Genomic DNA, 24,157 nt, shown 5'->3' on the forward strand with positions numbered 1-24,157 from the left:
TTTTCATACAGCTTCAAATATGAAACAGTAAGCCAAAGATAGGGAATCAGGGTAAGTCATGTCATTAGAACCATTATTTCAAAAAATTGAACACAGCGAACAGATTGATATCCCGCAAGGATGGTTACAAGGCCGTACTATTTTTGGTGGTCTTGTTGCAGGAATGCTCATTCACAAGGCTGTGGTAACGGTTAATGATTCATTCAAAAAGTTGCTCAGTTGTAGTGTGACTTTTGTTGGACCTGTAGAAGAAGCTCCAGTGAAGTTGACTGCTGAAATTCTAAGACAAGGTAAGTCGGTCACCACAGTTGAAGTGAGACTTTGGCAAAATGAAGCCGTACAAAGTATTTTGATTGCGAGCTTTGGTAGCCAACGAGATTCTAAAATACAGGTGGCTTTAGAGCCTCAAGCACCTGATTTTCCACCTTTAGATCAAATTAATATTCTGCCTAAATATTTACCCTTTCCAGAATGTGTAAAAAATTTCCAACTGGCTTGGACGGAAGGCAATTATCCAATGTCAGGTAGTAAGCAGCCAGATTTTGCAGGATGGTGTCGTTTTGACCCTGAGTTACATGCCAATCGGGAAATGAATGTTTCAGATCTTATGACTTTAATGGATGTTTGGCCACCGGGTGTGTTACCTATGTTTCGCAAGCCTGCACCCGCAAGCACATTGACATGGCAATTAACATTTATTCATCCTTTACAGAGTCAATTGAATGATTGGTTTAAGTATCAGGTGATTACAGATTTTGCCGAATATGGTTATGCCACGGAACATGCATATTTGTGGGATGAACAAAACCGACTGATCGCGATTGCAAGACAAACGGTTACTGTATTTGCCTAGTCGACAGTTTCCTGTGAATCGTATAAAGTATTAACGAAATTGAGCATGACTCTAAACTACATTTTGCCTGAAATCAGGTAGAAAGGGGACACACTGGCGATGTCTATGACTACAGGTCGTATTCTGAATATTCCAAATATCTTGACGCTCGCTCGTATTGCGTTAATTCCAGTTTTTTTAGTGATTGCATACTGGCCACCAGCGATCGGTGTTGGTGGGCATGAGGGGGGGATGACACGTCATTTTATCCTCACTGCTATTTTTGTTGTAGCAGCGATCACAGATTGGTTTGATGGTTATCTGGCAAGAACACTGAACCAGACTTCAGCTTTTGGACGTTTCTTAGATCCAGTTGCAGATAAATTAATGGTGACTGCTGCGCTTATCGTTTTGGTGCAATGGCAACCGTCAATTACAATGGCTTTTGCGGCAATTGTCATTATTTCTCGTGAAATTACGGTATCCGCGCTTCGTGAATGGATGGCAGAATTGGGCGCACGTACCAATGTTGCAGTATCTACAGTGGGGAAATATAAGACTGCATTCCAAATGATTGCGATCACTGTATTTTTATTGAATTGGCAACCGCTTGAAATATTAGCGTACGGCTTACTTTATACCGCTGTTATTTTAACATTATGGTCGATGTTTATTTATTTAAGAGCCGCTTGGCCATATTTGAAACAGCCTTAATTCATTTGAAATTTTAGTCATTTTTAGAGAAAGCCTTTCCTTAGAGAAAGGCTTTTTTCTATGAAAATTTTTATTAATTGATGTTACGCACTTAAAAATATTAATCCGTTTTTTAAGTTTTTTGACGGAGTTTTACATCAATAGCTTTAATTTAGGGGTTAGCCTTCGACAAAAGTACCCAAAATCATTGTCATCCGCAGAACTCGTCCACGTCCTTCAAATTATTGAATGTGTCGCAGAAACATCCCCGAATAGAATGAATCTTACCTCAAACAATTGCGAATGACTTTATCGCGTATCCACATTCTTCGAGATACAAAGTGTGATTTAGATATTACGGCGTAACATCAGTTATTAAGCAGCAAAGTTTATTTCTAAGATCTTTATTCGCTTTATGAAAAGAGCCGCATGATCCATTTCTCAACTATGCGTTTCTTCTTCTGCATCATCTTCGAATGTTTTGGCAATTTTATCGATATTTAAACTCTTTGCCATCGCATCAAACATTTCTTTATAAGCACCATCTTGATGATAAAGCTCATGATGTTCGCCGTGCTCTACAATACGTCCTTCTTTCATCACATAGGTATAATCGGCATCAATAATTTGCGATAAGCTATGTGAAATCATGATCACGGTACGACCTTGTTTGATTTCATCCAAACTCTGCTTAATTTGTTCGGCAGCAATCGCATCAAGGCTTGCTGTAGGCTCGTCTAAGAAAATAATCGGTGGGTTTTTTAAGAACATGCGTGCTAAGGCAATGCGCTGCTGTTGACCACCTGAAAGCATTAATGCATCTGCTTCATAGGCTTGCGGTAGTTTTAAAATTTGCTCGTGAATATAGGCTTTCTTGGCTGCTCGCATGACTTCCTCTACACTGGCATCCTTTTTGCCATAACGAATATTTTCAAATATGGTGCCTTGAAAAATATGATTTTTTTGTAAAACCAAACCAATATGTTCACGTAAATATTGAGTGTCAATCTCTTGTATATCGACTCCATCCAATTGGATTAAGCCAGAGTCAGGTGCATAAAATTTATCTAATAAACTGATTAATGTGGATTTTCCAGCTCCAGACAAACCCACCAAAGCGGTAATTTTATTGGGACGAATACACATATTAATTTGATGTAAAGCTTGATACTCATTGGGATAAGTAAAATTCACATTTTGAATTTCAAAATGACCGAGAATTGGTGGCTGATCGGTACCACTGGTTTCAATCTCATGATCTGCTTCTAAGATGGTGAAAAAGCTTTCTGAGTAAATCATGGCATCATTCACTTCATCATAAATACGATGTAAAGAGCGAATGGGTGCAGAAACATTATTAAATAAAAGAACATGATACATAATCATGCCAATACTCATTTGCCCATCTAAAACAAAATAAGCTGTCAGAATGATGATCAATACAATACCAATTTGCTCAATAAAACTTTTTACACCATCGAATACGAAACTGGTTTGACGGGTTTGCATTTGATTATCGGTTAATTCTTTTTGTAGTTTGAGCTGTTTTTCGGCTTCAATGGATTCACGGTTAAACGATTTAATCACCGTAATTGAGTTGATAATCCCTAAGATCCCTTGGCTTTTCTTTTCCCGACCATCACGTAAATTTCTGCGCCACCCACCCAGTTTTTGCGCTTGTTTATAGGTTAGCCAAAAATAAAGTGGCACGATGGCTGTTGCCACTAAACCGACCCAAAAGTTGGCATAGTACATTAACGCTAAAGCAACGATTGCACTGGTAAATAAAGGGAAAATATCAATAAAAAATATTTGAACAAGACGTGTTAATGAGCCAATGCCTCGGTCTATACGTGTTTGTAATTTACCAGCTTGGTTTTTATCATCATTAAAAAAGGCGAGGTGGTAGGTCAGAAATTTTTCAATAATGTTTTGTGCAAGGTCTTGAGAGATAAAAATTTTAAGTTTCTCACCATAAAATTTCTGTCCAAATTGTACAAAAGCATTCAAAATTTCCTTAACCAATAATATGCTCGTAATGGTAATAAGAATATGCCAACCTTGTGCTAAACCTTGACCTGCTTCAACAAGTTTATTAATGCTATCAACAGCATACTTGAGCGTTAACGCATTCACTTGGGCTGTAAGCGAACCAATTAAGGTTAGAATTAAAGTCGCAACCACTAACCAACGGTAAGGTTTAACGAAGGGGCGGAGTTTCTGGAAAAGTTGCCATAAATTCATAAGCGGTTGTTTTTATTGTGAAGATTCATTGAGTCTATGCCTGATTGTAAAAAGTCACAAGCAGCTACAATGTGTTGAATTGTGACTGACAATCAAATGAATCAGGCTCAATCTTGTTGATTAAAATAATCTTGTTAAATATCACTCTTAATGAGCATAGTTATCCATAAGCTCATTGTTATTTTTAATTAAAATTTACTCAGCAATATCACTTGTTTCTTATCTTTATTTCATCCATTGTTTGAGTAATCCAATACTAAAATCGTGTTATGAATTTAGAATTATTTGAACCTGAAGCCCATGAAAATGTATTGCCCTGTGATGGGGTGGTGAAGGACTATGGCTTAATTTTAGATACGCAACAAAGTCAACAATATCTTGATTATTTTCTAAAAAATTTAGCATGGCAACATGATGAAGTATTTTTACATGGTCAATATTATAAAACGGAGCGTCAAGTCGTTTGGTATGGCGATGACAATTATCAATACCACTATTCAGGTATGGCAAAACAAGCACATGTTTGGAATCCTGCATTGTACAGGCTCAAACAGCACATCGAAAAACTCACAGGACATGCTTATAATTCTTGCCTCGCCAATCTGTATGAAAATGGTACGCAAGCAGTTGGATGGCATAGCGACGATGAACCTTCATTGGTTTCACCACAAGATCAAGAGGTTGTCATTGCCTCGCTCAGTTTAGGGGCAATTCGGAAATTTAGTTTTAAACATAAATGGAAAACTGAAAAAGTCGATTTACTTTTACACAGTGGGCAATTGATTGTGATGCAAGGGCAGACGCAATATTATTGGAAGCACATGCTCGCTAAATCCACACGAGTGATTGAACCACGTGTGAATTTAACATTCCGTTATTTCCATCCACATTCATAAGAGGTCTCAGCCTTTATTTAATGGATAAAGCTTGTCATCAAACTGTTCGAGTTTTGGAAATTCTAAGGGTTGGAGCTGTTCTAAACCTTGTAAATGTTGTTGATAATCCACAATCATCTTCTTGCGAGCTTCATCGCTAATGTAAGGCACGTGGTACGCTGCGAAAGAGGGTAGAACATCGAAACCTGCATATGCCAGCGTTCCGCGTTGTACAGGCAGCAATAGCGTTTCAATTGAACCGTGAATGGCATTTTCACCAAACATATGTTCACGACCACCTAAGGTAAAACACAGCATGGCTTTTTTACCGACCATACCGCCGTGATTATAAAAGCGCTTCCCACCGTAAAAAATACCCGATACAAAAACACGATCAATCCAGCCTTTCATGATTGCAGGAACAGAAGTCCAATACATTGGAAAATTTAAAATGAGCAAATCTGCTTTTTGTACTTTTTCAATTTCGATTTGAATGTCATCTGCAAGTAAATGATTTTTAGCGGCATTACGTTGTTCTAAAGCATAGTTTAAATATTCAGGATTCCCCAATTCACGAAAGTCTTCACGCGATGCAACAGGGTTAAAATTCATTTCATATAAATCGGATACTTCAACATGGTGACCTAAGCGAGTGAGTTCATCTATTGCGGTCTGTTTTAAGGTATCTGTAAATGACTGTGGCTCAGGATGTGCATGAACGATTAATATATTCATTGGAATAATTCTCTACATTGTTAGAATTTTATCTGTGGAATCCACAAGATCATTATTGTCGCTGTTTAGAATTATTCAGGATCAAACTATAAAAACCAATTACTCAAATTTAATTTCTGTGGTCTTAAAAGTAAACAAAGCCGATTTTAAAATAATAAAAAAGCCCATCATCACAGCATGGGCTTTTCTACTCTCTGAGGAAAATTGTCTTCGCAAAGACAATTCTAAACACGGATGGCGTCTGAAGAACAGAATCATATTATGAGAATAATATAGTTTATACAATAGTCAGAAAGGTTATAAATTGTAAAATTATCAGTAATACTCAATATTTAAAGCAACTTTATCATCAATGAGACATCGTATTAACTAACAATAGATTGCAGAGCTGACAGTTGATGATTCTCAGATAAAGCTTGGTAACGCTTTTCAATTTGAGCTGCCGAATCTTCTAAAGTTTCAATGAGTTTTTGGGTGTTTAAAAACTCAAAACGATTTTTTGATGCAAGAACGGTTAATGCAAGCGGTGCTTCTTTATTTGAAAATTTCACAGGAATAGAAAGACCCGATACGTTTGGATCAAGCTCACCTTGTGAAAAATAAAAGCCTTGCTTCTTGATTTTTTTCATTTTGTTGACGAAAACTTCTTCATTTTCGGCGAAACCAACATTGTTTAATTGAGACTCAAAACGCATGTAATAGTCATGAATTTTTTGTTTAGGTAAATGTGCCATGATGGCTTTTGGCGAAGATCCCATAAAAACAGGACGAGGGCAGCCACGGCCATAAGATAGTAATGTTTCATTACGATAAATTTCATGATGAATATCAATACAATAATCATCGTTTAATTGGGTCAGTAAACAGCACAATTCAGTACGTTCTGAAATTGCTTGCATGAAAGGTTTGCTGATCTGAACCAATGGATCGGTTGTTCTAGAAATATAATCCATCACAGCAATTTTAGGTCCTAAAGTATAGTCACCTGATGTACCACTGAGACGTTGCAAAATATCAGCAGAAACTAATTCTTTAAGATAACGATAACTGGTCGGTTTGGATAAACCGAGCTCATCACAAATTACATCAACATTAATTATAGGGCGAGACACCGAAAATAAATCTAACACGGTGAGAATTTTGCCAAAACTAGAAAGCGCCATTGATGACCTACTCAATTAGTGAGAATCAAAAAATAAGAATTAATGTTACTTTATAACAAATTGCTCAAAAAAAAACAGTGCATTTTTCATTGCAATTACGGTTTGTCTGAAAATAAGTCATAAATTGGCTCTTTTGAGAAAAATATATAAAATAATTTAAATTAATTAATTTTAGTTTGGATATATTATCAATATAAGATTTTTTTATTGACTAAACTTGGTTTTTTTGAAAAAATTACTCATATGAATATCTAATAGTGAAAGTGATTTCTCCATAATTGCATAATATTTCACCATTTTATTCTGTAATCTTGTTCTTTAGAACTGCATTTACGACGAATTTGCAGGATTCGCTGCTTTATTCTCAAGCATCTATTTTTTGATTATTGACTCCACTGTTTAGCGATTGAATGGTGCGATTTTTTGGTTTCTAAAATAAGTATTGTTTCAGATAGTTTTGATTGAAATATATAATTTTTATTAAAAATCAAAATCTTAATTTGTAATCGTACCTAAAGTGCAACAAGAGATAAATCATATCATTTAGGTATTTTCGAGAACAGCTCATGTTATTAACCAAACATCTATTGGCACTCCGACCCAATAAAATGGATTGGATTTTTGCGACTAAAACATTCATTGCAGGGATGTTAGCGCTCTATATCGCTTTTGAGCTCAATCTCAGCTATCCAATTTGGGCGATAGGGACAGTTTTTGTGATTGCCCATCCTTATTCAGGTATGACTGCATCGAAAAGTATGTATCGGATACTGGGGACTTTGTTTGGGGCGATTTTTGCAGTTGCGGTCATGCCTTATTTGGTTAATACGCCGTGGTTATTTAGCTTTGTTTTGGCGAGTTGGGTCGGAGTCTGTTTGTATATTTCTTTGCTAGATCGATCACCGCGTAGTTATGTGGTGATGTTAGCAGGCTATACCGCCGTGATTATTTGTTTTAATTCTGTTTTTTATATAGATACAGTGTCCATTTTCGATATGGCTTTGGGGCGTTTTATCGAAATTTCTTTGGGTGTTGTATGTAGTGCAGTTGTGACATCAACCATTTTTCCAATGCATTTGGGACCAGTGGTGCAAATGCGAGTATCTAAAACATTACAAGATACGCAGCAAGTTTTTGACCTGATTTTATCGGATCAAAATCACCAAGATAACTATACTCAGTTATTGGCAAATATCACCCGAGATACCTCTGATATTCATGCCATGGCAGAGCATTTAAGTTATGAGAAATCAAAATTTAAAGGCATGACCAAACCCTTACAAGAGCTTTTACACCAAGTCACGATGTTGATTGCAAATTTGGTGGCGATGTCTGAGCGAATTAAACAACTCGACCAAATTGATTCGAATTATCGTCAGTATTTACAAGATTTACATCACCATGTTGATCATTTTTTGGATGATAAACATGTCATACATGAAAGTGAATTGAGGCATCTTCCTGCGCATTTTGAACAGCAATTTAACCTGATTTTGCAACATGCAACGTCAGAACAACGGGTAATTTTGGGTGGACTTAAAATGGATATTCGACATTTTATTCAAAATTTCCGTGCTGTGAAATTAATTTGGCAACGTATTCAGTTGGGTGACAATATTTTACCTGAATCAATCACCCCTTTAACAACAACGTATCCGAGTTTACACCGTGATTATGGTGTCGCCGTTCGAGGTGGACTTTCTGCATTTTTAACCATTCTTATTGCATGTGCTTTTTGGATATTAAGTGGTTGGCACTATGGATTCATGTTGGCTCAAATGGCTGCGATTAGTGCATGTATTTTGACTTTTTTAGATGATCCAGTTCCTGCATTAAAAGTATTTATACGTGCCAGTATTTATGGCTCTATTTTTGTCTTTCTTTACGCATTTGGCATATTTCCGCATGTGACGACATTTTGGGAATTGGCAGTAGTTTTAGCTCCATTTATTATGTTCTGTCTGATGCTATATATGCACCCGCCGTTAAATGGTTTAGGGCTGCCGCTGATTATGTGTACGATCATGGGGCTGAACTTGCAAAATAGATATGCCATGGATCAAATCACTTTTTTTGATGCTTCAATTGCCACGGTGATTGGTCCTATCATTGCTGTATGTATGGTACAGATGGTGCGTTCTATGTCACCTGATATAACCGTGCAACGTATATTAGCGCTACATTACAAAGCCATGCGTATAAGTATTTCTATGCCATATGGCACAGAATTTCGGATTCATTTACGCAGTATGTTGGATCGGATTGGGGTGTTGAATACCAAGTTCATCAAATCGGAACAACTCAAAATCGAGATTAATAAAGCATTAATTGAATCCAGTACGGCAATAGATTTAACGCGCTTACACGAATTGATGAAAAAACTGTCCAAAGAGTCTCCAGTGGTAGATTCAATCAATCGCTTACAGAGTCAGTTGAATCAATGGTTTATTTTCAAAGAAAAAAATCAAAGTGATCCAGAGGTATTGTCAACCTTATTGCTTTTATTTGAACAAATTAATCAGCAAGTACAAAGTTTAGGTGATGAAGACATTCGTCATCGTATCGAAATTTCTGTGAACAATATTCGTAATAGTATTTGCCATATTTCGACAGCAGATACTCAACTTTCAACACTATTACTTGGAACAAAATAATGGGCGAACTCAATGTATATGGTGTTTATGTTCCCATTTTTTTAGTCCAAGCCATTTTGGCATTTGTGCTTTGGAAAATTCTTTGTTTGGGTACAGATCGTTTGATTGAAAATGAATGGATTGCATTACCCAGTATTTTTAATCTTTGCACGTATCTGATTTTATTGTGGTTATGCCATTGGTTGTTTATTTAGCAGTGTCATTTTACACAATTATTAAACCAGTGATGTGAATGTGTTGATGCTTTTGAGCGGAACATTGTGAATTTAAAGTGTCGTGTAATTAAAAAGTATGTGTTGTTTTAAAATTTGATGATTGGATAAGTGAAATGAAAACCTTTGATGTACGTAAAGTGATACGACCTCTTTCGGTGGTTATCGTGGTAATCATCGCGATCTTCTGTGCGATGCATATTTGGAATTATTATAATGCTGAACCGTGGACACGTGATGGGCGTGTACGTGGTGATGTCATTCAAGTGTCTTCTGATATTGCAGGTTTAGTAACTGAGGTTTTGGTGCAAGATAACCAAAGCGTGAAAAAAGGGCAGGTGTTATTTAAAATAGATTTAGCACGCCAAGCATTGGATGTAGAGCAAGCTAAATCTGATTTAAGTAAAGCCAAATCGGGCTTAGCAGAAGCAGAGGCGGGTTTAGCACAAGCCAAAGCCAATGTTGTTAAATCTCAAGCTAATATAAAACTTGCCGATAAAACTGCAGATCGTTATGCAGATTTAATGAATGGTGCGATTTCGAAGAAAGAACAAGATGAAGTTTTTGCGACACGTGATCAATCGCATGCTGAACATGAGCAATTGATGGCTGCGATTGAACAAGCCAATGCAAATATTAAACAGCAAAAAGCATTGGTCGAAGCTGCAACTAGTAGCGTGCATTTAGCGCAGTTAAATATGAATCGTGCTGAAGTGGTTGCCCCTGCGGATGGGACATTGTCTAATTTTGATTTACGTGCAGGGAATTATGTCAAAGTTGGACAAGCTGTTGCTGCTTTACTCGACAGAAAACAGTTGTATGTTGTTGGATATTTTGAAGAAACTAAATTGAATAAAATTCATTTAGGTGATGCAGCAACAGTACAGTTAATGGGTGATTCAGTACAATACAAAGGTCATGTGCAAGGTATTGCATCTGGTATTGAAGATCGTGAACGGACAACTTCATCAGGTCTATTGGCCAATGTAAATCCAACATTCAGTTGGGTGCGTTTGGCACAACGTGTACCTGTAAAAATTGTTTTGGATGATGTGCCGCATGACTCATTGGCATTTGTCGCAGGGCGTACCGTGACAGTACATATTTTGGAAAAACAGAAATAGTTTAAATATTACTTCTTCATCAAATTTTACCCATCGAAAGATGGGTTTTTTATGTGTTTAAATCCGCCATTGCAGGCATATCAATTTCTTTGATACAGGTTGCTTTACTTGTCGCAAGAATAAATTTGATTGCCAAAATGACATCTTGTAAAGGAATTAGTTGTTGATTGGTTGCTAATAAAACCTCATGAATATCAGTATCTATTGCATAATCACTGGCTAAATATCCAAGATTTAATAGACTGATTCCAATGTGATGCTTTCTCAATGTTTCTCGTAATGAGTGCACGATGCCTCTCAATGCAAATTTAGTTGCAGAGAATACAACTTCTTTCCCATTGTGATTATCTAATCCCCATGTAGAACCAATCAAAATAATTTTTGCATTTTGCGACAATTTTAAATTTTTAATGAGTGATTGAATCGCAAGAATACAGGATTGAATATTGATCTGAATTAAATTTGAAATCTCTAAGTCGGAACAATCTTCAAACTCATAATCAACCTCAAATGCTTTGTTTTCCCAAATACCCACATTGTAAATGAGGTAATCAACAGATTGATTTTGAATCTGTTGTTGAATTAAATCTCTGGAAAACTCAGGTTGTGAAAGATCTGCCGAGATCCAATGAAAATATTTTAAATGAGACTGTGGCTGTGAACGAGAAATACCAAAGACAATGTCTTCTGGTTGAGGAATAGATTTTAAAATTGCGTGACCTAAACCTTTACTTACACCATAAATAACATAAGTCTTTGACATGAATATTTCTCAATTAAGGCGTTAATCCTTCAGGATTACGATACCAACTTTCAATAAATAAAGCAGCAGCAATACTGTCCGCAGCTAATTTTTTAGCACGACCTTGGGATTGATATTGTTCCAATTCATCACGTGCTTCACGAGTCGTTAGGCGTTCATCGACCATCAATGTTTCAATATTGGTTTGGTGACGTAAGCGTCGTGCAAATTTACGTGCACGAGTGGATAATTCAGATTCAGAATCATCCATATTGAGTGGTAAACCGACTAAAAATAAATTGGGTTGATGTTGTTTTACGATTTTTAACAGTATATCCCAATTTGGAATACCATCTTTCATTGGGAAAAGGGCAAGCGGTGTTGCACTTTCAATCAGTGATGAACCCACCGCCATTCCCGTTTTCTGTGTTCCAAAATCAAAAGCGATAATCAGTTGTGGTTGTGTTAAATCAGGCATGTCCAATCTCAGAAGATAACCAAGTACGGTCAATGCCTAGTTTACGATATGCAGCATCCCAACGGTCGGTATAAGGCAAATTAAATACCAAATCCATATCTGAATCACAAATCAGCCAATCGCCACGAGAGATTTCATCTTCCAATTGGTTTTTTGTCCAACTGGTATAACCCAGTGCGATTTGATAGCGTCCAACACCTTCATTGTGTGCAATAGCATCTAAAATATCTTTACTGGTGGTAATACAAAGATTTTCACCAACTGCGATTGAAGAGAGCCATGTAGGTTGTCCTGTATGCAGTACAAATCCAGCTTCAGGGCGTAAAGGCCCACCCTCTAACACTTCATGCGGATGTACATGATCTGCTTCTATTTCAAGGTCATTGAGCAATTCTTTGACTTGGAGTCCAGAAGGGCGGTTAATAATAATGCCTTGAGCGCCTTCCTCATCATGTCGTGCAATATAAACTACGGTATGGGCAAAGAAATCATCTGCCATATCAGGTGGTGCAATGAGACAACGGTGTGAAAGAAAGTGTTTGGTCACCTAGGCAGGTCTCCTGATAAATGCATCATTATTGTTAAATTTAGCTTATATTTATCAACATACTAGACTATTCATAAATTACCAAATTATTTTCTTTTTTCAAATTAAATATTTGATATTTCAAACACATATTGCTATGTGTTTTATTTTAAGATCAACGTTGATTTAGAGAGGTTGGAACTTCAATTGACGTAATTGTTTGGCATGTTGCAAGGTGGTTTCACCAATTTCAACCCCGCCTGTCATACGTGCAAGTTCTAAAATTCGTGCATCTTCTTCAAGCTCAATAATGGTGCTACTAGCAGGGTCGGTTTGTAGTTTTTTCACCAATAGATGCTGATCAGATTGTGCTGCGACTTGAGCCTGATGGGTAATGCATAGAATTTGGACATGCTGCCCCAATCCTGCCAATAAGCGACCGACAATTTCTGCTGTTCCGCCACTGATTCCGACATCAATCTCATCAAAAACCAAGACTTCAGCTTCGGTCTTTTCAGCATTCATCACTTGCATAACAAGGGCAATACGTGACAACTCACCACCAGAAGCAACACGTGCAAGGGGCTGAGCAGGAATGCCTTTATTTGCGGTAAAGAGTAATTGAATAAAACTTAAACCTTCTGATGAAACCTGCTCAAGCGGTTCAAATCTAAATTCAAAATAGGCTTCGGGCAGCGCCAATTGTTTGACTTGCTCTGTCAATTGTTTGGCTAAAGGAAGTGCTGCATCGCGTCGAATCTGATCCAGATATTGAGCTTTTTCTAAAAAGGCTTGATGAGATTGTTCAACTTGCTCGGCTAAAGTTTCAGGGTCTTCTAGTTGATGAAGCTGTACTAATTCCTGTTGCCATTGCTCATATTGTTGTTTGAGTTCTTCTGGTTGAATTCGATATTTACGCCCTAAGCGATGGAATACTTCCAATTTAGCATTTAATTCTTCCATGCGTTCAGGGTTAAAGCTTTGACGGTCAATGAACTGTCTTAAATTCGCCGTGGCATCATCAATTTCACTTTGTGCCGTGATCAAAGAATTATAAATTTCTGCAAGTTGTTCACTACGACCTGAATGCGATTCTAAACGACGAATAATCGATGACATTTCTTGGGTAATATTCTGTTCAGATTCATCCAATACATTCAAACCATAACTACAGTCTTGCATGATATGTTCATGGTGACTTAAACGGTCAAATTCTTGTTCAATGTCTTTGTAATCGACTTGAATGATGTCTTCAAGCTCTTCAAGTTGTAAATTTAAAGTTTCAATGCGCTGAATACGATTGGTCTGAGCATCAATCGCTGCTTGGTGGCTACGAATATTTTTTTGCCATGCAGAATAGTGATCTCGAACCTCTTGAGCAGGTTGGTAAAAGTTATGATAGCGATCCAACCAATGCTTTGGATAAGGTGGTTCAAGAAGTTGTTGTTGGCTGTGTTGGCTATAAAGCTGTACCAACAATCGTCCGACTTCTTTTAACTCAGCAAGGCTGCTTGGTCTTCCATTGATCCACGCTTTGCTACGACCAGTGGCAAAAATCACTCGTCTCAGATGAATTTCACCCGATTCATCATCAAGTTCATGCGTTTTTAACCATTCCGCTTCTGGGCTGTGTTCTTGATAGTTAAATACTGCCGTGATATCCGCTTTTTCTGAACCATAACGGACATAGTTAGTGTCGGTACGTTCACCTAAACATGCTGACAAGGCATCTAATAATAATGATTTACCTGCGCCTGTTTCACCCGTCAGGACATTAAACCCCTGATCAATATCAATCGCAAGGTTGTCGGCTAAAGCAAAATTAATCAGATTTAAGTGTGTCAGCATAAACGCATCCAAGCTGCGAACGATGAGGTTCTAAGATAGTGAAGTTTTGTTTTTGTCACAAGTCAGAAAATATTCTAAAATGAGTTAATTTTCAGCATTCCGAATAATTTTAACATGAAAATGAAATTGCCTTTACCTAAGCCACCAGCTAAAGCACAAAAAAAGATGAGTGTGGCTGAGATGAATAAAACATTAGACCAAGCATCTAAAAATTTCCGTGTTGCAATTTTTAAAGGTGATTATGAAGAGGCCTATAAAAAGATTTTACCTGCACATCAGTTATTGCCACAACATCCAAGCATTTTGATGGATTTGGCTTATACCGAATTAAGGTTAAGCAAACTTGAATTGGCTTATGAGCATTATACAAAAGCGATCAAGTATAGTGGTGCCCAAGTGGATACAGGTATTTATGATGGGTTAACCGAAGTATGCCATTTCCTCGGTAAAACAGAAGAATGTGTTCAGATAGGTAGATTAGCCATACAGACAAAAAAACAAATGGTGGCCAATGAGCCTATTCTTAAAACTATCGAGACAGCACCCGCACCATTTAATCCGAATCGCCCCGCTGAAAATATTATTGCATTTTCACTGTTTGGAAATTTGGCACGTTATTGCGAAACATCAATGATTAATGTTGATTTGGTCAAAGAAATTTACCCAGAGTGGACATGTCGTTTCTATGTGAATGAAACCGTCACGGATTTGGTTAAGCAGAGGCTTATAGATAAAGGTGCGCAAGTTGTAGAAGTCAATGAACAACAGAATCAATTGTCGGGATTATTCTGGCGCTTCTTTGTTATGGATGATCCTACTGTTAAACGTTTTCTCATCCGTGATGCAGATTCTTTAGTTTCTTATCGAGAGCGCGCAGTGGTAGATGAATGGTTAGGTAGCAATAAATGGTTCCACACCATGCATGATAGTTATACACATACTGAGCTGATTCTTGCTGGGATGTGGGGAGGTTGTCATGGAGTTTTTGCAAATATAGAACAGTTGATCCATGATTTTATTCAAAAGGGTCAATTTCCAAATCAGCGTGTAATTGATCAGCGTTTTTTACGTTTTGCCATTTGGCCAACATTGAGTCAAAGTGTCATGATTCATGATAGCCAAGGTTTTGATCATGAAGGTAAAAAATTCCATATTCCATCGAAATCCAAAGATTATGAGCTTTTAGCAGACTTTCATGTGGGGATGAATGAAGGTTCAGGCAATATTGGAATGAACGTGGATTTTCCAAAGGGCTCGCAAGTATATTGGTCACTTCTTGATGAATATGGGCAGATTGTTTGTAAATATACTGCTGATGTGACGAATGAACAAAAAATTGTTTTGGATATACCACGATCTTTTGCACGAGAGATTGAAAAACAGCAGTGGAAAATAGAAGTAACATCCACCTGAAAGATAGATTGATTAGTTTGATGGGCAACATTAAACTACATCAAAGATAATTTTTATAAATGCGCATTATCTGGAGATACGCATGTCAACTCAATATGATCACGTTTCTGTGATTAAAAAATCAAATGTTTATTTTGGCGGTTTGTGCGTTAGTCACACGATCCAATTTGAAGACGGAACCAAGAAAACTTTAGGTGTTATTCTGCCAACTGAAGAGGCTTTAACTTTTGAAACGCATGTACCTGAACGCATGGAAATTATTTCAGGTGAATGTCGTGTGAAAATTGCAGATAGCGAAGACAGCGAATTATTTCGTGCAGGGCAATCATTTTATGTGCCTGGAAATAGCCGTTTTAAAATTGAGACAGATGATGTCTTAGATTATGTTTGTCATCTTGAAGGCTAATATATTCATATTCAGACACTAATTTGTTTTGAAAATGAGTACAAAAATTAGCAAAGAAAAGTTAGCCTAAATCGGTTAAACTGAGTAACACATAAAATCCTGTAAAGTTGGCTTTGCAGGATTTTTGCTTTTTATCATTCAAATGTCTTTTAGAGGTCAGTTCATGGCGAAGCCCGAATATTTTTATGGCGTTCATTCTGTGGAGTCGTTATTGGAGTTGGAACCTGAACGTGTTTTAACACTATTCACATTGAAAGGTCGTGATGATCAGCGTTTAAAGCGTATTTTGCAGTTAGCAGAACCATTTGGAATTAGTGTGCAACAGGCAAGCCGTGATGGCTTGGAAAAGTTAGCAGGCTTACCTTTTCATCAAGGTGTTGTTGCAGCGGTTAGACCACAAACAATTTTGAATGAGAAAGATTTAGATCAATTATTAGAAGCAAATCCTCAAGCTTTATTATTGGCTTTAGACCACATTACAGATCCGCATAATATGGGCGCATGTATTCGTACTGCTGCTGCAATGGGTGTTGAAGCCGTAATTGCACCACGTGACCGTTCAGCGAGTTTGACGCCAACAGCACGTAAAGTTGCTGCGGGTGGTGCTGAAAAAGTGAAATTTATCCAAGTGACCAATTTGGCACGTACATTAGAAGAGATGAAAGATCAGTTTAATGTCCGTGTTGTTGGAACAATGTTGGATGAAAAAGCATTACCTATTCACCAGTTTGATTTTACTGGAACAGGTATTTGTCTTGTGATGGGTGCAGAAGACACGGGTTTACGCCCAATTACGCAGTCAAAATGCGACCAAACGGTTTATATTCCAATGTCAGGTAATTTACAAAGTTTAAATGTAAGTGTGGCAACAGGCATGGCACTTTATGAAATTTGTCGTCAACGTCAAACTGACTAATCTGTAGTTAGAAGCTAAGTTTTACAGCTGAGCAAAACCATGATGACCTCCCGTACACTAGGCTATGTTTATGTTGCAATAACCATGTGTATTTGGGGCGGTTTTACGATCACAGCGAGATTGAATGCAGTTTGGCATATTAGTCCATGGGATATCACTGCATTACGTTTTTTATTGGCATTTTGTATTTTAATGCCAATTTTGATTTATAAAAAAGACACCGCATTCTTATTCAGAAAAGAACCTTTTATTTTGGCAATGATCGGTGGCTTAGCATATTGTTTAACGTCTTATAGTGCGTTTCATTTTGTTCCTGCTGCTCATGCAGCTATTTTTTTAAATGGCTGTATTCCTTTATGTACTGCACTGGCAGGTTTTCTTCTCTTTAAACAGCCTTTTGATAAACATACATGGATCAGTTTGATTATTATGTTGTCGGCAATTTCAGCCATGAGTTTCTTAATGTATAAAGAAACTGGTGTTGCATTTGGTTTTGGTGACTTCCTGTTTTTTGTCAGTGCGATTTGGTGGGGATTATTTACCGTTTTACTTCGCCAATGGAAGCTTTCTGCATGGCATTCTATGGCAGGTGTTGCGATTTGGTCTGCTATTATTTATGTACCCATCTATTTGTTATTTTTACCGAAACATTTTGATCAAGCGTCAACGCTACATTTGATCATGCAGACACTTTTTCATGGCATTTTTGTTGTGATTATTGCGACCTTAACATATGTTGAAGCGATTAAACGATTGGGAGCATTTAAGACGGGCAGTATTGTGACTCTTGCACCATTTATCGCAGCAATTATTGCAATTCCGCTATTAAATGAACCTTTAAGTTTAGCAATTATTTGCGGCTTAATTGGTATGGGGGTAGGTGCATTACAACCATGGCGATGGTTTTCACATCGGGACAGTTTAGAAAAAATTTTAGAGCAACAAAACCAAACCAACAAAAAATGAATCGAGAAAAATAGATAGGTGGAAATCTATTTTAAGACCATAACAAGTGACTAATAAAACCGTTATTGCGCTTTTGCAAGGTATTGCTGATGTAACGGTTCAAGTTTGCGATATAAATGCTCAATATGACCATCATTAAGAATGACATCATCTGCAATTTTTAGTTTTTCAGCGCGTGGCATTTGTGCTGCAATAATTTTTTGAATTTGTTCAATCGATTGCCCATCGCGTTGTGATGCACGCAAAATTTGTAAGTCTTCACTGGCATCAATCAATAAGGTTCGTTGCGTTAATTGATGCTGATTGGTTTCAAAGAGTAAAGGGGATACAAGAATGACATACGAACTTGTCGCAGTTTGTAGCTGTTGAATGATGGATTGGCGTATTGCAGGGTGTGTGATTTTCTCAAGTTGATGACGTGCTTGCGGTTGTTTAAAAATATGCTCACGTAAAGCACGACGATCAAGTTCTCCATTTTCAAGTAAAACCCAATCACCAAAACTTTGTTTAATTTGCTCTAAGGTTGGTTGACCTTTTTCGACAATTTCACGTGCCACAATATCTGCATCAACAACAGTTATATCTTGGGTTTCAAACCACTGGCTTGCAGCAGATTTACCGCTACCAATTCCACCCGTTAAACCCAAGATAAATGTCATTGTGTATTCCTTGTATCGGTTTGAATTAATGGCCTAAATAGACTTTCATAATTTGCTCACCCCATAAAAATGCAATCCAACCTGCAATGGCAATATAGGGGCCAAATGCAAAAGGTTGGTTTTCTTTACGAATTTTGAGCAGGATAATACCAATAATTGCACCAACAACCGAAGAGAGTAGGATGACTAATGGTAATAATAATGGCCCCATCCACGCACCGAGCGCAGCAAGTAGTTTAAAGTCACCATAGCCCATTCCTTCCTTGCCTGTTACGATTTTAAATAGGTAATACACAATCCATAAGCATAAAAAGCCAATGATATAACCCCAAATTGCAGAAGAAGGGGAAGTATATAAATGGAAGGTATTCACAGCTAAACCTATTGCAGCCAATGTCAAGGTAAAGCGGTCTGGAAGCAATTGGGTATCAAAATCGATAAAGGTTAGTGTAATCAATATCCATGTGAATAAGACACCAAAAACCATCTGTAAGGTAGGGCCATAAACCGCAACAACAGTTAAAGAGCAAATGGCTGTTAATATTTCTACAAAGGGATAACGGATACTGATTGGGTTTTGGCAAGTGCCACATTTACCACGTAAAGCCAACCAGCTTAATACGGGTACATTTTGATACCAGTGAATTGGCTTACTACATTTTGGGCATGTTGAAGCAGGTTTGCTTAAACTGAGCTTTTCTTCATCGATAATGGCTTGTTCAGGATGAAGGAGCATCTGGCATTCTTCATGCCATTCATTTTCCATCATTTTTGGTGTGCGATAAATCACAACATTCAAAAAGCTACCAATACATAAGCTGAGTACACCAATAGCCATATAGAGAGCTGTTGGTGTTTGAATAAAATAATTAAGTAATTCTTGCATTAAACCACTGAACCCATTTGGAAAATTGGAAGATACATTGCAATGACTAGGCCACCAACGAGTACGCCTAATACGGCCATGATCAGAGGTTCCATCATAGACGTTAGACCGTCAACCGCATTATCCACTTCATTTTCAAAGTGTGTGGCTACTTTATCGAGCATTGCATCTAAAGCACCTGATTCTTCGCCAATAGCGACCATTTGCACAGCCATAGAAGGGAATCGATTGGTTACACGCATTGCAAAATTCAATTGCTGACCTGTTGCAACATCTTCACGAATTTTCATCACGGCTTGTTCGTAGACTACATTATTGGTTGCGCCTGCTGTGGATTCGAGTGCTTCAATCAGGGGGACACCCGCAGCAAATGTGGTGGCAAGTGTACGACTATAGCGTGCAATAATAGCTTTATAGACTAAGTCTCCGAAAATAGGCATTTTCAGAGCTGCTCTATCTAGGAAGTCGCGAAATTTTTTACTGCGTTTTTGAGTCTCAAGGAAAGCTGTGACTAACATTGCAATACCGATAATCAAGATGAACCAATAGCTTTGCATCCAATTAGACATATTCACCACCATTTGGGTAAATGCGGGAAGATCAGCACCAAATGAGCTAAATAAATCTTGGAAAACAGGTACCACTTTAACCATCAAAATAATCGTGACAATTAGCGCAACAATAATTACGGCCATTGGATATTTCATGGCTTTTTTGATTTTCTGTTTAAGTAATTCACTCTTTTCTTTGTAGATTGCAACACGATCGAGCATGGTTTCAAGAGCACCAGATTGTTCACCAGATTCGACTAATGAACAAAATAAGTTATCGAAATATCGTGGATATTTTCTGAGTGCTCCTGCAAAAGTATTACCACCTTCAACCTCACCCTTAATCCCTAAAACAACTTCTCGCATAGATGGATTTTCAAGTCCTTCCGCAACAATTTCAAAGCTTTGAACTAAGGGAACACCTGCTTTCATCATCGTGGCAAGTTGGCGCGTGAAAATAGTGATGTCTAAAGTAGAGATCTTTTTTTTCATTAAACCTTCAAGAATGTTCTTTTTCTTTTCTCGAATGGTTTTAATGGTAATCCCTTGTTTTCTTAAGGTGACCTTGGCGAGTGCCATATTACGTGCAGGTAATTCACCTTTGATTTTGATCCCTTTACGATCAACCCCGTCATAAGCAAATGTTGGCATCATTTGAGCTTTCTTAGCTGCCATAATTATTTCCTTGAATATTGATTATATTTATCCGTTAGTCACACGGTTAATTTCTTGTAATGAAGTTAACCCACTCATCACTTTCACTAAGCCTGAACGTCTTAAATTATCAAACCCCAATCTTTCAGATGCTGCCGCAATTTGTAGCGCATTGCCATCTTCCATGATAATTTTTGAAATTTCAGGTGTTACTTTCATCACTTCATAAATCCCGACTCGACCTTTATAGCCATCCCGACATTCTGTACAGCCGATAGGTTGATAAATTTGTAAATCAGGAGTGCTTAAATCTTGTTCAGTAAAGCCCATTTCTAGCAGACTTTGTTTAGGAATTTCAACAGGTACTTTACAGTGGCTACATAAACGTCTTGCAAGTCGTTGAGCAATCACAAGATTTACAGACGTTGCAATATTAAAAGAGGGCACCCCCATATTGCGTAAGCGCGTTAAAGTTTCAGGCGCACTGTTGGTATGCAGTGTAGACATGACCATATGACCTGTTTGTGCCGCTTTAATCGCAATTTCAGCAGTCTCTAAGTCTCGAATCTCCCCGACCATGATGATGTCTGGATCTTGGCGTAGGAATGATTTGAGTGCGACAGAAAATGTAAGCCCAACTTTTGGGTTGACATTAACCTGATTAATGCCTTCTAAGTTAATTTCGACAGGGTCTTCGGCAGTGGAAATATTTGATGTTTCAGTATTTAGAATATTTAAACCTGTGTATAGCGAAACAGTTTTACCTGAACCCGTTGGCCCTGTGATTAGTAACATGCCTTGAGGCTTGTCTAACGCTTCCATAAATAAGGCTTTTTGCGCGGGCTCATAACCGAGTGCATCAATTCCCAACATCGCGCTCGATGGATCTAGAATACGCAGTACCAGTTTTTCACCAAAGAGCGTCGGCAGTGCATTGACACGAAAGTCGATGGCTTTGGTCTTTGAAAGTTTTAATTTAATACGACCATCTTGCGGAACACGTTTTTCTGAAATATCCATTTTAGACATCACTTTTAAACGAGACGCAAGGCGGTTGGCTAATTGTAACGGTGGATTGGTAATGGATCTTAATACACCATCGACACGATAGCGCACACGATAGCTTTTTTCATAGGGTTCAAAATGTAAATCAGATGCACCCATACGGATTGCATCGACGAGCAATTTATTAACATATTTGACAATCGGCGCTTCTTCTTCAGCAGTGCCTTCATCAACATCGGTAGGATCTTGATCATCTGTTGCAATAATATCAACGTCAAAATCTTCATCACCGAAACTGAAATTTTCTTCTACTGTGAAATGTTTGTTTAAGGTTTTTTCTAATTTATGGTATTCAACAATAATAGGTTCAATATTGAGCCCACAGTTGAAACGAATGGCATCAAGTGCTTCAATATTGGTTGGATCGCTGGTTGCAACGTATAAAATATTTCCACGTTGAACGAGTGGGGCAACACGTTGCTTGGCAAATAGACTACGGTCAGCAATTTCTAGAGGGAACATATCTGGGTTAAAGCTATCTAGATCGAAAATAGGCTCACCAAATTCCGCAGAAATCATTTCTGCAACTACCAATGGGCTGATATTCGATTTTTCAACCAGATATGGCACGATTTTCATTTTATTCTTTTTTGCATTGTCCAATGCATCTTTCATTTGCTCGGCTGTCAAAAAGCCGTCATCGACTAAGCGACGAATGTAACCCGAAAACTTAGGCGAACTATTCTGTGTAAACATCCCCAAAACACCTTAAAATTCATTTTATAATTGGAATAAGAAAATTATACGTCTATCGTTAGAAATATCTAGGATTAAACACGTTATTCTAAAAAGATATTTTAGTAATAATATGAGCTAATATGGATTTTAACCATTAACTTTGAAATGATTTATATTTCTCTCTCATTCATTTTCTATTCAGACTCTAAATGAGATGATGAAATTGATAAAGAAAAAATGCTTTTAAAAATCAAATTCCGTGTAGAATGTGCCCATTTTCGATGAAAGGTTAGATGTATGTCGGATTCGACCATTACTCCTTGGGTTGTCGGCAATTGGAAAATGAACCCAATGCAGGCGAATTCGCAGCAACTCATTCAAGATTTAAAACAGTTTTTAGAACATGCACCTATTACAGAACAACAATGTCATGTGGGTGTTGCACCAATTTCGATTGCTTTATTATCTATTCAGCAATCACTGCAAGGGTTATCAACACCAATTAAAGTGGTTGCTCAAGACCTTTCTTGTATGGCAGGTACGGGCGCTTATACAGGTGAGGTGAGTGCGGAACTCCTTAAAGATAGTCAAATAGATTATGTTTTGATTGGGCACTCTGAGCGTCGTGAAATCTTTGGTGATGATGTTAATAAAGTAAAGGCTAAGGTTAGTAATGCACTAAATGCTGGTCTTCAAGTGATTTATTGTGTCGGTGAAAGCTTGGAACAGCGCGAATCAGGTCAAGCTGAACAAGTGGTTTTACAACAAATTTGTGACCTCGCTGCGGTTGTAAAAGCAGATCAGTGGCACAATATTGTTATTGCATATGAACCAATTTGGGCAATAGGAACGGGTAAAACAGCTTCTCCGCAAGATGCACAAAACATGCATGCTAAAATTCGTGAAGGTTTAATTCAAATTACAGAAGAAGGTCAGCGTACTGCTATTTTGTATGGTGGTAGTGTGAAGCCTGAAAATGCAGTAGAGTTGGCTGCTTGTCCAGATATCAACGGTGCCCTCGTCGGTGGTGCATCACTGAATGCAGAGTCTTTTTATAAGATTGCTCTCGCATTCTCTAAACAGAATAATTAGGAGTTCAGCATGCATAGTTTTGTGCTCGTTGTACATATCATCTTGGCTGTGTTAATGATTGTACTTATTCTTGTACAGCATGGTAAAGGTGCAGATGCTGGTGCATCATTTGGTGGTGGCGGTGCTGCGACTGTATTTGGCGCATCAGGTTCAGCCAACTTTTTGACGCGTTTAACTGCGATTCTAACCGCATTGTTTTTTGTGACCAGTTTAACGCTTGCAGTATTCGCGAAAAAGTTAACATCAGATGCTTATGGTTTAAAAACCGTACAGTCGACTTCGCAACCTGCGTCGCAGAATTCGGGTGAAACTTCACCAATTGCACCGAAGTAAACGCATTTATTGAAATTAAACCTTTCAATTTTGTGTACTAGCCACTAGAATGCGACACAGCTGCGGTGGTGGTGGAATTGGTAGACACGCTACCTTGAGGTGGTAGTGCTTTCGGGCGTGGGGGTTCAAGTCCCCCCTTCCGCACCAACAATGAACCAGATTGTTGGTGTTACAGCTAAAAAACATTGATGCGGGATGGAGCAGTCTGGTAGCTCGTCGGGCTCATAACCCGAAGGTCGTTGGTTCAAATCCAGCTCCCGCTACCATTTTAATCAAGATGCAACTTGGTTGAAAACAACATTTTAATGTTGTTTGTAAAATTGCAGTATAGTTGCGGGATGGAGCAGTCTGGTAGCTCGTCGGGCTCATAACCCGAAGGTCGTTGGTTCAAATCCAGCTCCCGCTACCATTT

At 37.9% G+C, this 24,157-nt stretch carries 23 protein-coding genes and 3 tRNA genes; 15 read left to right on the plus strand and 11 right to left on the minus strand.

The window, feature by feature from the left end; translation table 11 throughout:
* Positions 1-58 precede the first annotated feature (58 nt).
* Together ACG94X_RS15755 and pgsA are read left to right on the plus strand one after the other, a co-directional pair.
* The gene (locus ACG94X_RS15755) at positions 59-853 is read left to right on the plus strand and encodes a thioesterase family protein (protein WP_419384641.1); all 795 of its coding nucleotides are present in this window, start codon (positions 59-61) and stop codon (positions 851-853) included.
* Between the two features lie 105 nt (positions 854-958).
* Complete coding sequence (pgsA, locus tag ACG94X_RS15760) at positions 959-1,546, plus strand: CDP-diacylglycerol--glycerol-3-phosphate 3-phosphatidyltransferase (protein ID WP_419384663.1); 588 nt, start codon at positions 959-961, stop codon at positions 1,544-1,546.
* A gap of 420 nt (positions 1,547-1,966) precedes the next feature.
* Here the strand turns inward: pgsA and ACG94X_RS15765 are convergent, their stop codons facing one another.
* Entirely contained in the window at positions 1,967-3,769 is a 1,803-nt protein-coding gene (locus ACG94X_RS15765; protein WP_419384642.1) for an ABC transporter ATP-binding protein, read from the minus strand.
* 269 nt (positions 3,770-4,038) lie between these two features.
* Between ACG94X_RS15765 and ACG94X_RS15770 the strand changes: the two genes are divergently transcribed.
* Positions 4,039-4,665 (plus strand): alpha-ketoglutarate-dependent dioxygenase AlkB family protein, encoded by a 627-nt coding sequence (locus ACG94X_RS15770; RefSeq protein ID WP_419384643.1) that lies wholly within the window; start codon positions 4,039-4,041, stop codon positions 4,663-4,665.
* Between the two features lie 6 nt (positions 4,666-4,671).
* Here ACG94X_RS15770 and ACG94X_RS15775 read toward each other — a convergent pair whose 3' ends face one another.
* On the minus strand, positions 4,672-5,379 hold the full coding sequence (locus tag ACG94X_RS15775; RefSeq protein WP_419384644.1) for an NAD(P)H-dependent oxidoreductase: 708 nt from the start codon (positions 5,377-5,379) through the stop codon (positions 4,672-4,674).
* Between the two features lie 365 nt (positions 5,380-5,744).
* The gene (locus ACG94X_RS15780) at positions 5,745-6,542 is read right to left on the minus strand and encodes an IclR family transcriptional regulator (RefSeq protein WP_419384645.1); all 798 of its coding nucleotides are present in this window, start codon (positions 6,540-6,542) and stop codon (positions 5,745-5,747) included.
* A 566-nt stretch (positions 6,543-7,108) separates the two neighbouring features.
* Here ACG94X_RS15780 and ACG94X_RS15785 point away from each other — a divergent pair.
* From ACG94X_RS15785 to ACG94X_RS15795, 3 genes are all read left to right on the plus strand, one after another.
* Complete coding sequence (locus ACG94X_RS15785; RefSeq protein WP_419384646.1) at positions 7,109-9,196, plus strand: FUSC family protein; 2,088 nt, start codon at positions 7,109-7,111, stop codon at positions 9,194-9,196.
* Positions 9,196-9,390: a DUF1656 domain-containing protein gene (locus ACG94X_RS15790; protein WP_419384647.1), complete on the plus strand. Its 195-nt coding sequence runs from the start codon at positions 9,196-9,198 to the stop codon at positions 9,388-9,390. Before ACG94X_RS15785 ends, ACG94X_RS15790 begins: the two co-directional genes overlap by 1 nt.
* 134 nt (positions 9,391-9,524) lie before the next feature.
* On the plus strand, positions 9,525-10,532 hold the full coding sequence (locus tag ACG94X_RS15795) for an HlyD family secretion protein (RefSeq protein ID WP_419384648.1): 1,008 nt from the start codon (positions 9,525-9,527) through the stop codon (positions 10,530-10,532).
* 49 nt (positions 10,533-10,581) lie between these two features.
* Here the strand turns inward: ACG94X_RS15795 and ACG94X_RS15800 are convergent, their stop codons facing one another.
* The 4 genes from ACG94X_RS15800 to recN form a co-directional block, all read right to left on the minus strand.
* Positions 10,582-11,295, minus strand: coding sequence for an SDR family oxidoreductase (locus ACG94X_RS15800; RefSeq protein ID WP_419384649.1), 714 nt, complete (start codon positions 11,293-11,295; stop codon positions 10,582-10,584).
* Positions 11,296-11,308: 13 nt separating this feature from the next.
* Positions 11,309-11,752 carry a Holliday junction resolvase RuvX gene (gene ruvX, locus ACG94X_RS15805; protein WP_419384650.1) on the minus strand — a complete coding sequence of 148 codons (444 nt, stop codon included), beginning with the start codon at positions 11,750-11,752 and terminating at the stop codon, positions 11,309-11,311.
* A complete protein-coding gene (locus tag ACG94X_RS15810; protein WP_419384651.1) occupies positions 11,745-12,299 on the minus strand; it encodes a YqgE/AlgH family protein in 555 nt (184 codons plus the stop codon). The genes ruvX and ACG94X_RS15810 overlap by 8 nt, the downstream gene beginning before the upstream one ends.
* A 165-nt stretch (positions 12,300-12,464) precedes the next feature.
* A complete protein-coding gene (gene recN / locus ACG94X_RS15815; protein WP_419384652.1) occupies positions 12,465-14,126 on the minus strand; it encodes a DNA repair protein RecN in 1,662 nt (553 codons plus the stop codon).
* Positions 14,127-14,240: 114 nt separating this feature from the next.
* On the opposite strand from recN, the gene ACG94X_RS15820 reads away from it, so the two are divergent.
* The 4 genes from ACG94X_RS15820 (at position 14,241) to ACG94X_RS15835 (ending at position 17,827) form a co-directional block, all read left to right on the plus strand.
* Positions 14,241-15,539: a tetratricopeptide repeat protein gene (locus ACG94X_RS15820; protein ID WP_419384653.1), complete on the plus strand. Its 1,299-nt coding sequence runs from the start codon at positions 14,241-14,243 to the stop codon at positions 15,537-15,539.
* Positions 15,540-15,621: 82 nt separating this feature from the next.
* Entirely contained in the window at positions 15,622-15,945 is a 324-nt protein-coding gene (ppnP, locus tag ACG94X_RS15825) for a pyrimidine/purine nucleoside phosphorylase (protein WP_419384654.1), read from the plus strand.
* A 163-nt stretch (positions 15,946-16,108) separates the two neighbouring features.
* On the plus strand, positions 16,109-16,861 hold the full coding sequence (rlmB, locus tag ACG94X_RS15830; RefSeq protein ID WP_419384655.1) for a 23S rRNA (guanosine(2251)-2'-O)-methyltransferase RlmB: 753 nt from the start codon (positions 16,109-16,111) through the stop codon (positions 16,859-16,861).
* A 39-nt stretch (positions 16,862-16,900) separates the two neighbouring features.
* Positions 16,901-17,827, plus strand: a complete 927-nt coding sequence (locus ACG94X_RS15835) for a DMT family transporter (protein WP_419384656.1) — start codon at positions 16,901-16,903, stop codon at positions 17,825-17,827.
* A gap of 62 nt (positions 17,828-17,889) precedes the next feature.
* Here the strand turns inward: ACG94X_RS15835 and coaE are convergent, their stop codons facing one another.
* Genes coaE through pilB form a run of 4 tightly spaced genes read right to left on the minus strand, consistent with a single transcriptional unit; the run spans position 17,890 to position 22,338 of the window.
* Positions 17,890-18,486 carry a dephospho-CoA kinase gene (gene coaE / locus ACG94X_RS15840; RefSeq protein WP_419384657.1) on the minus strand — a complete coding sequence of 199 codons (597 nt, stop codon included), beginning with the start codon at positions 18,484-18,486 and terminating at the stop codon, positions 17,890-17,892.
* 25 nt (positions 18,487-18,511) lie between these two features.
* Positions 18,512-19,372 (minus strand): prepilin peptidase, encoded by an 861-nt coding sequence (locus ACG94X_RS15845; protein ID WP_419384658.1) that lies wholly within the window; start codon positions 19,370-19,372, stop codon positions 18,512-18,514.
* Complete coding sequence (locus ACG94X_RS15850) at positions 19,372-20,598, minus strand: type II secretion system F family protein (RefSeq protein WP_419384659.1); 1,227 nt, start codon at positions 20,596-20,598, stop codon at positions 19,372-19,374. The genes ACG94X_RS15845 and ACG94X_RS15850 overlap by 1 nt, the downstream gene beginning before the upstream one ends.
* A gap of 27 nt (positions 20,599-20,625) precedes the next feature.
* A complete protein-coding gene (pilB, locus tag ACG94X_RS15855) occupies positions 20,626-22,338 on the minus strand; it encodes a type IV-A pilus assembly ATPase PilB (protein WP_419384660.1) in 1,713 nt (570 codons plus the stop codon).
* Positions 22,339-22,617: 279 nt separating this feature from the next.
* On the opposite strand from pilB, the gene tpiA reads away from it, so the two are divergent.
* The 5 genes from tpiA to ACG94X_RS15880 all read left to right on the plus strand — a co-directional run bounded on the left by tpiA (position 22,618) and on the right by ACG94X_RS15880 (position 24,154).
* A complete protein-coding gene (gene tpiA / locus ACG94X_RS15860; protein ID WP_419384661.1) occupies positions 22,618-23,412 on the plus strand; it encodes a triose-phosphate isomerase in 795 nt (264 codons plus the stop codon).
* Positions 23,413-23,421: 9 nt separating this feature from the next.
* Positions 23,422-23,745, plus strand: coding sequence for a preprotein translocase subunit SecG (gene secG / locus ACG94X_RS15865; protein WP_419384662.1), 324 nt, complete (start codon positions 23,422-23,424; stop codon positions 23,743-23,745).
* 62 nt (positions 23,746-23,807) lie between these two features.
* Positions 23,808-23,892 (plus strand) — tRNA-Leu (locus ACG94X_RS15870).
* Between the two features lie 42 nt (positions 23,893-23,934).
* A tRNA-Met gene (locus tag ACG94X_RS15875) sits at positions 23,935-24,011 on the plus strand.
* Positions 24,012-24,077: 66 nt separating this feature from the next.
* Positions 24,078-24,154 (plus strand) — tRNA-Met (locus ACG94X_RS15880).
* The last annotated feature ends 3 nt before the right edge of the window (positions 24,155-24,157 follow it).

The sequence above is a fragment of the Acinetobacter psychrotolerans genome (genome assembly GCF_048552595.1).
GTDB lineage: Bacteria > Pseudomonadota > Gammaproteobacteria > Pseudomonadales > Moraxellaceae > Acinetobacter.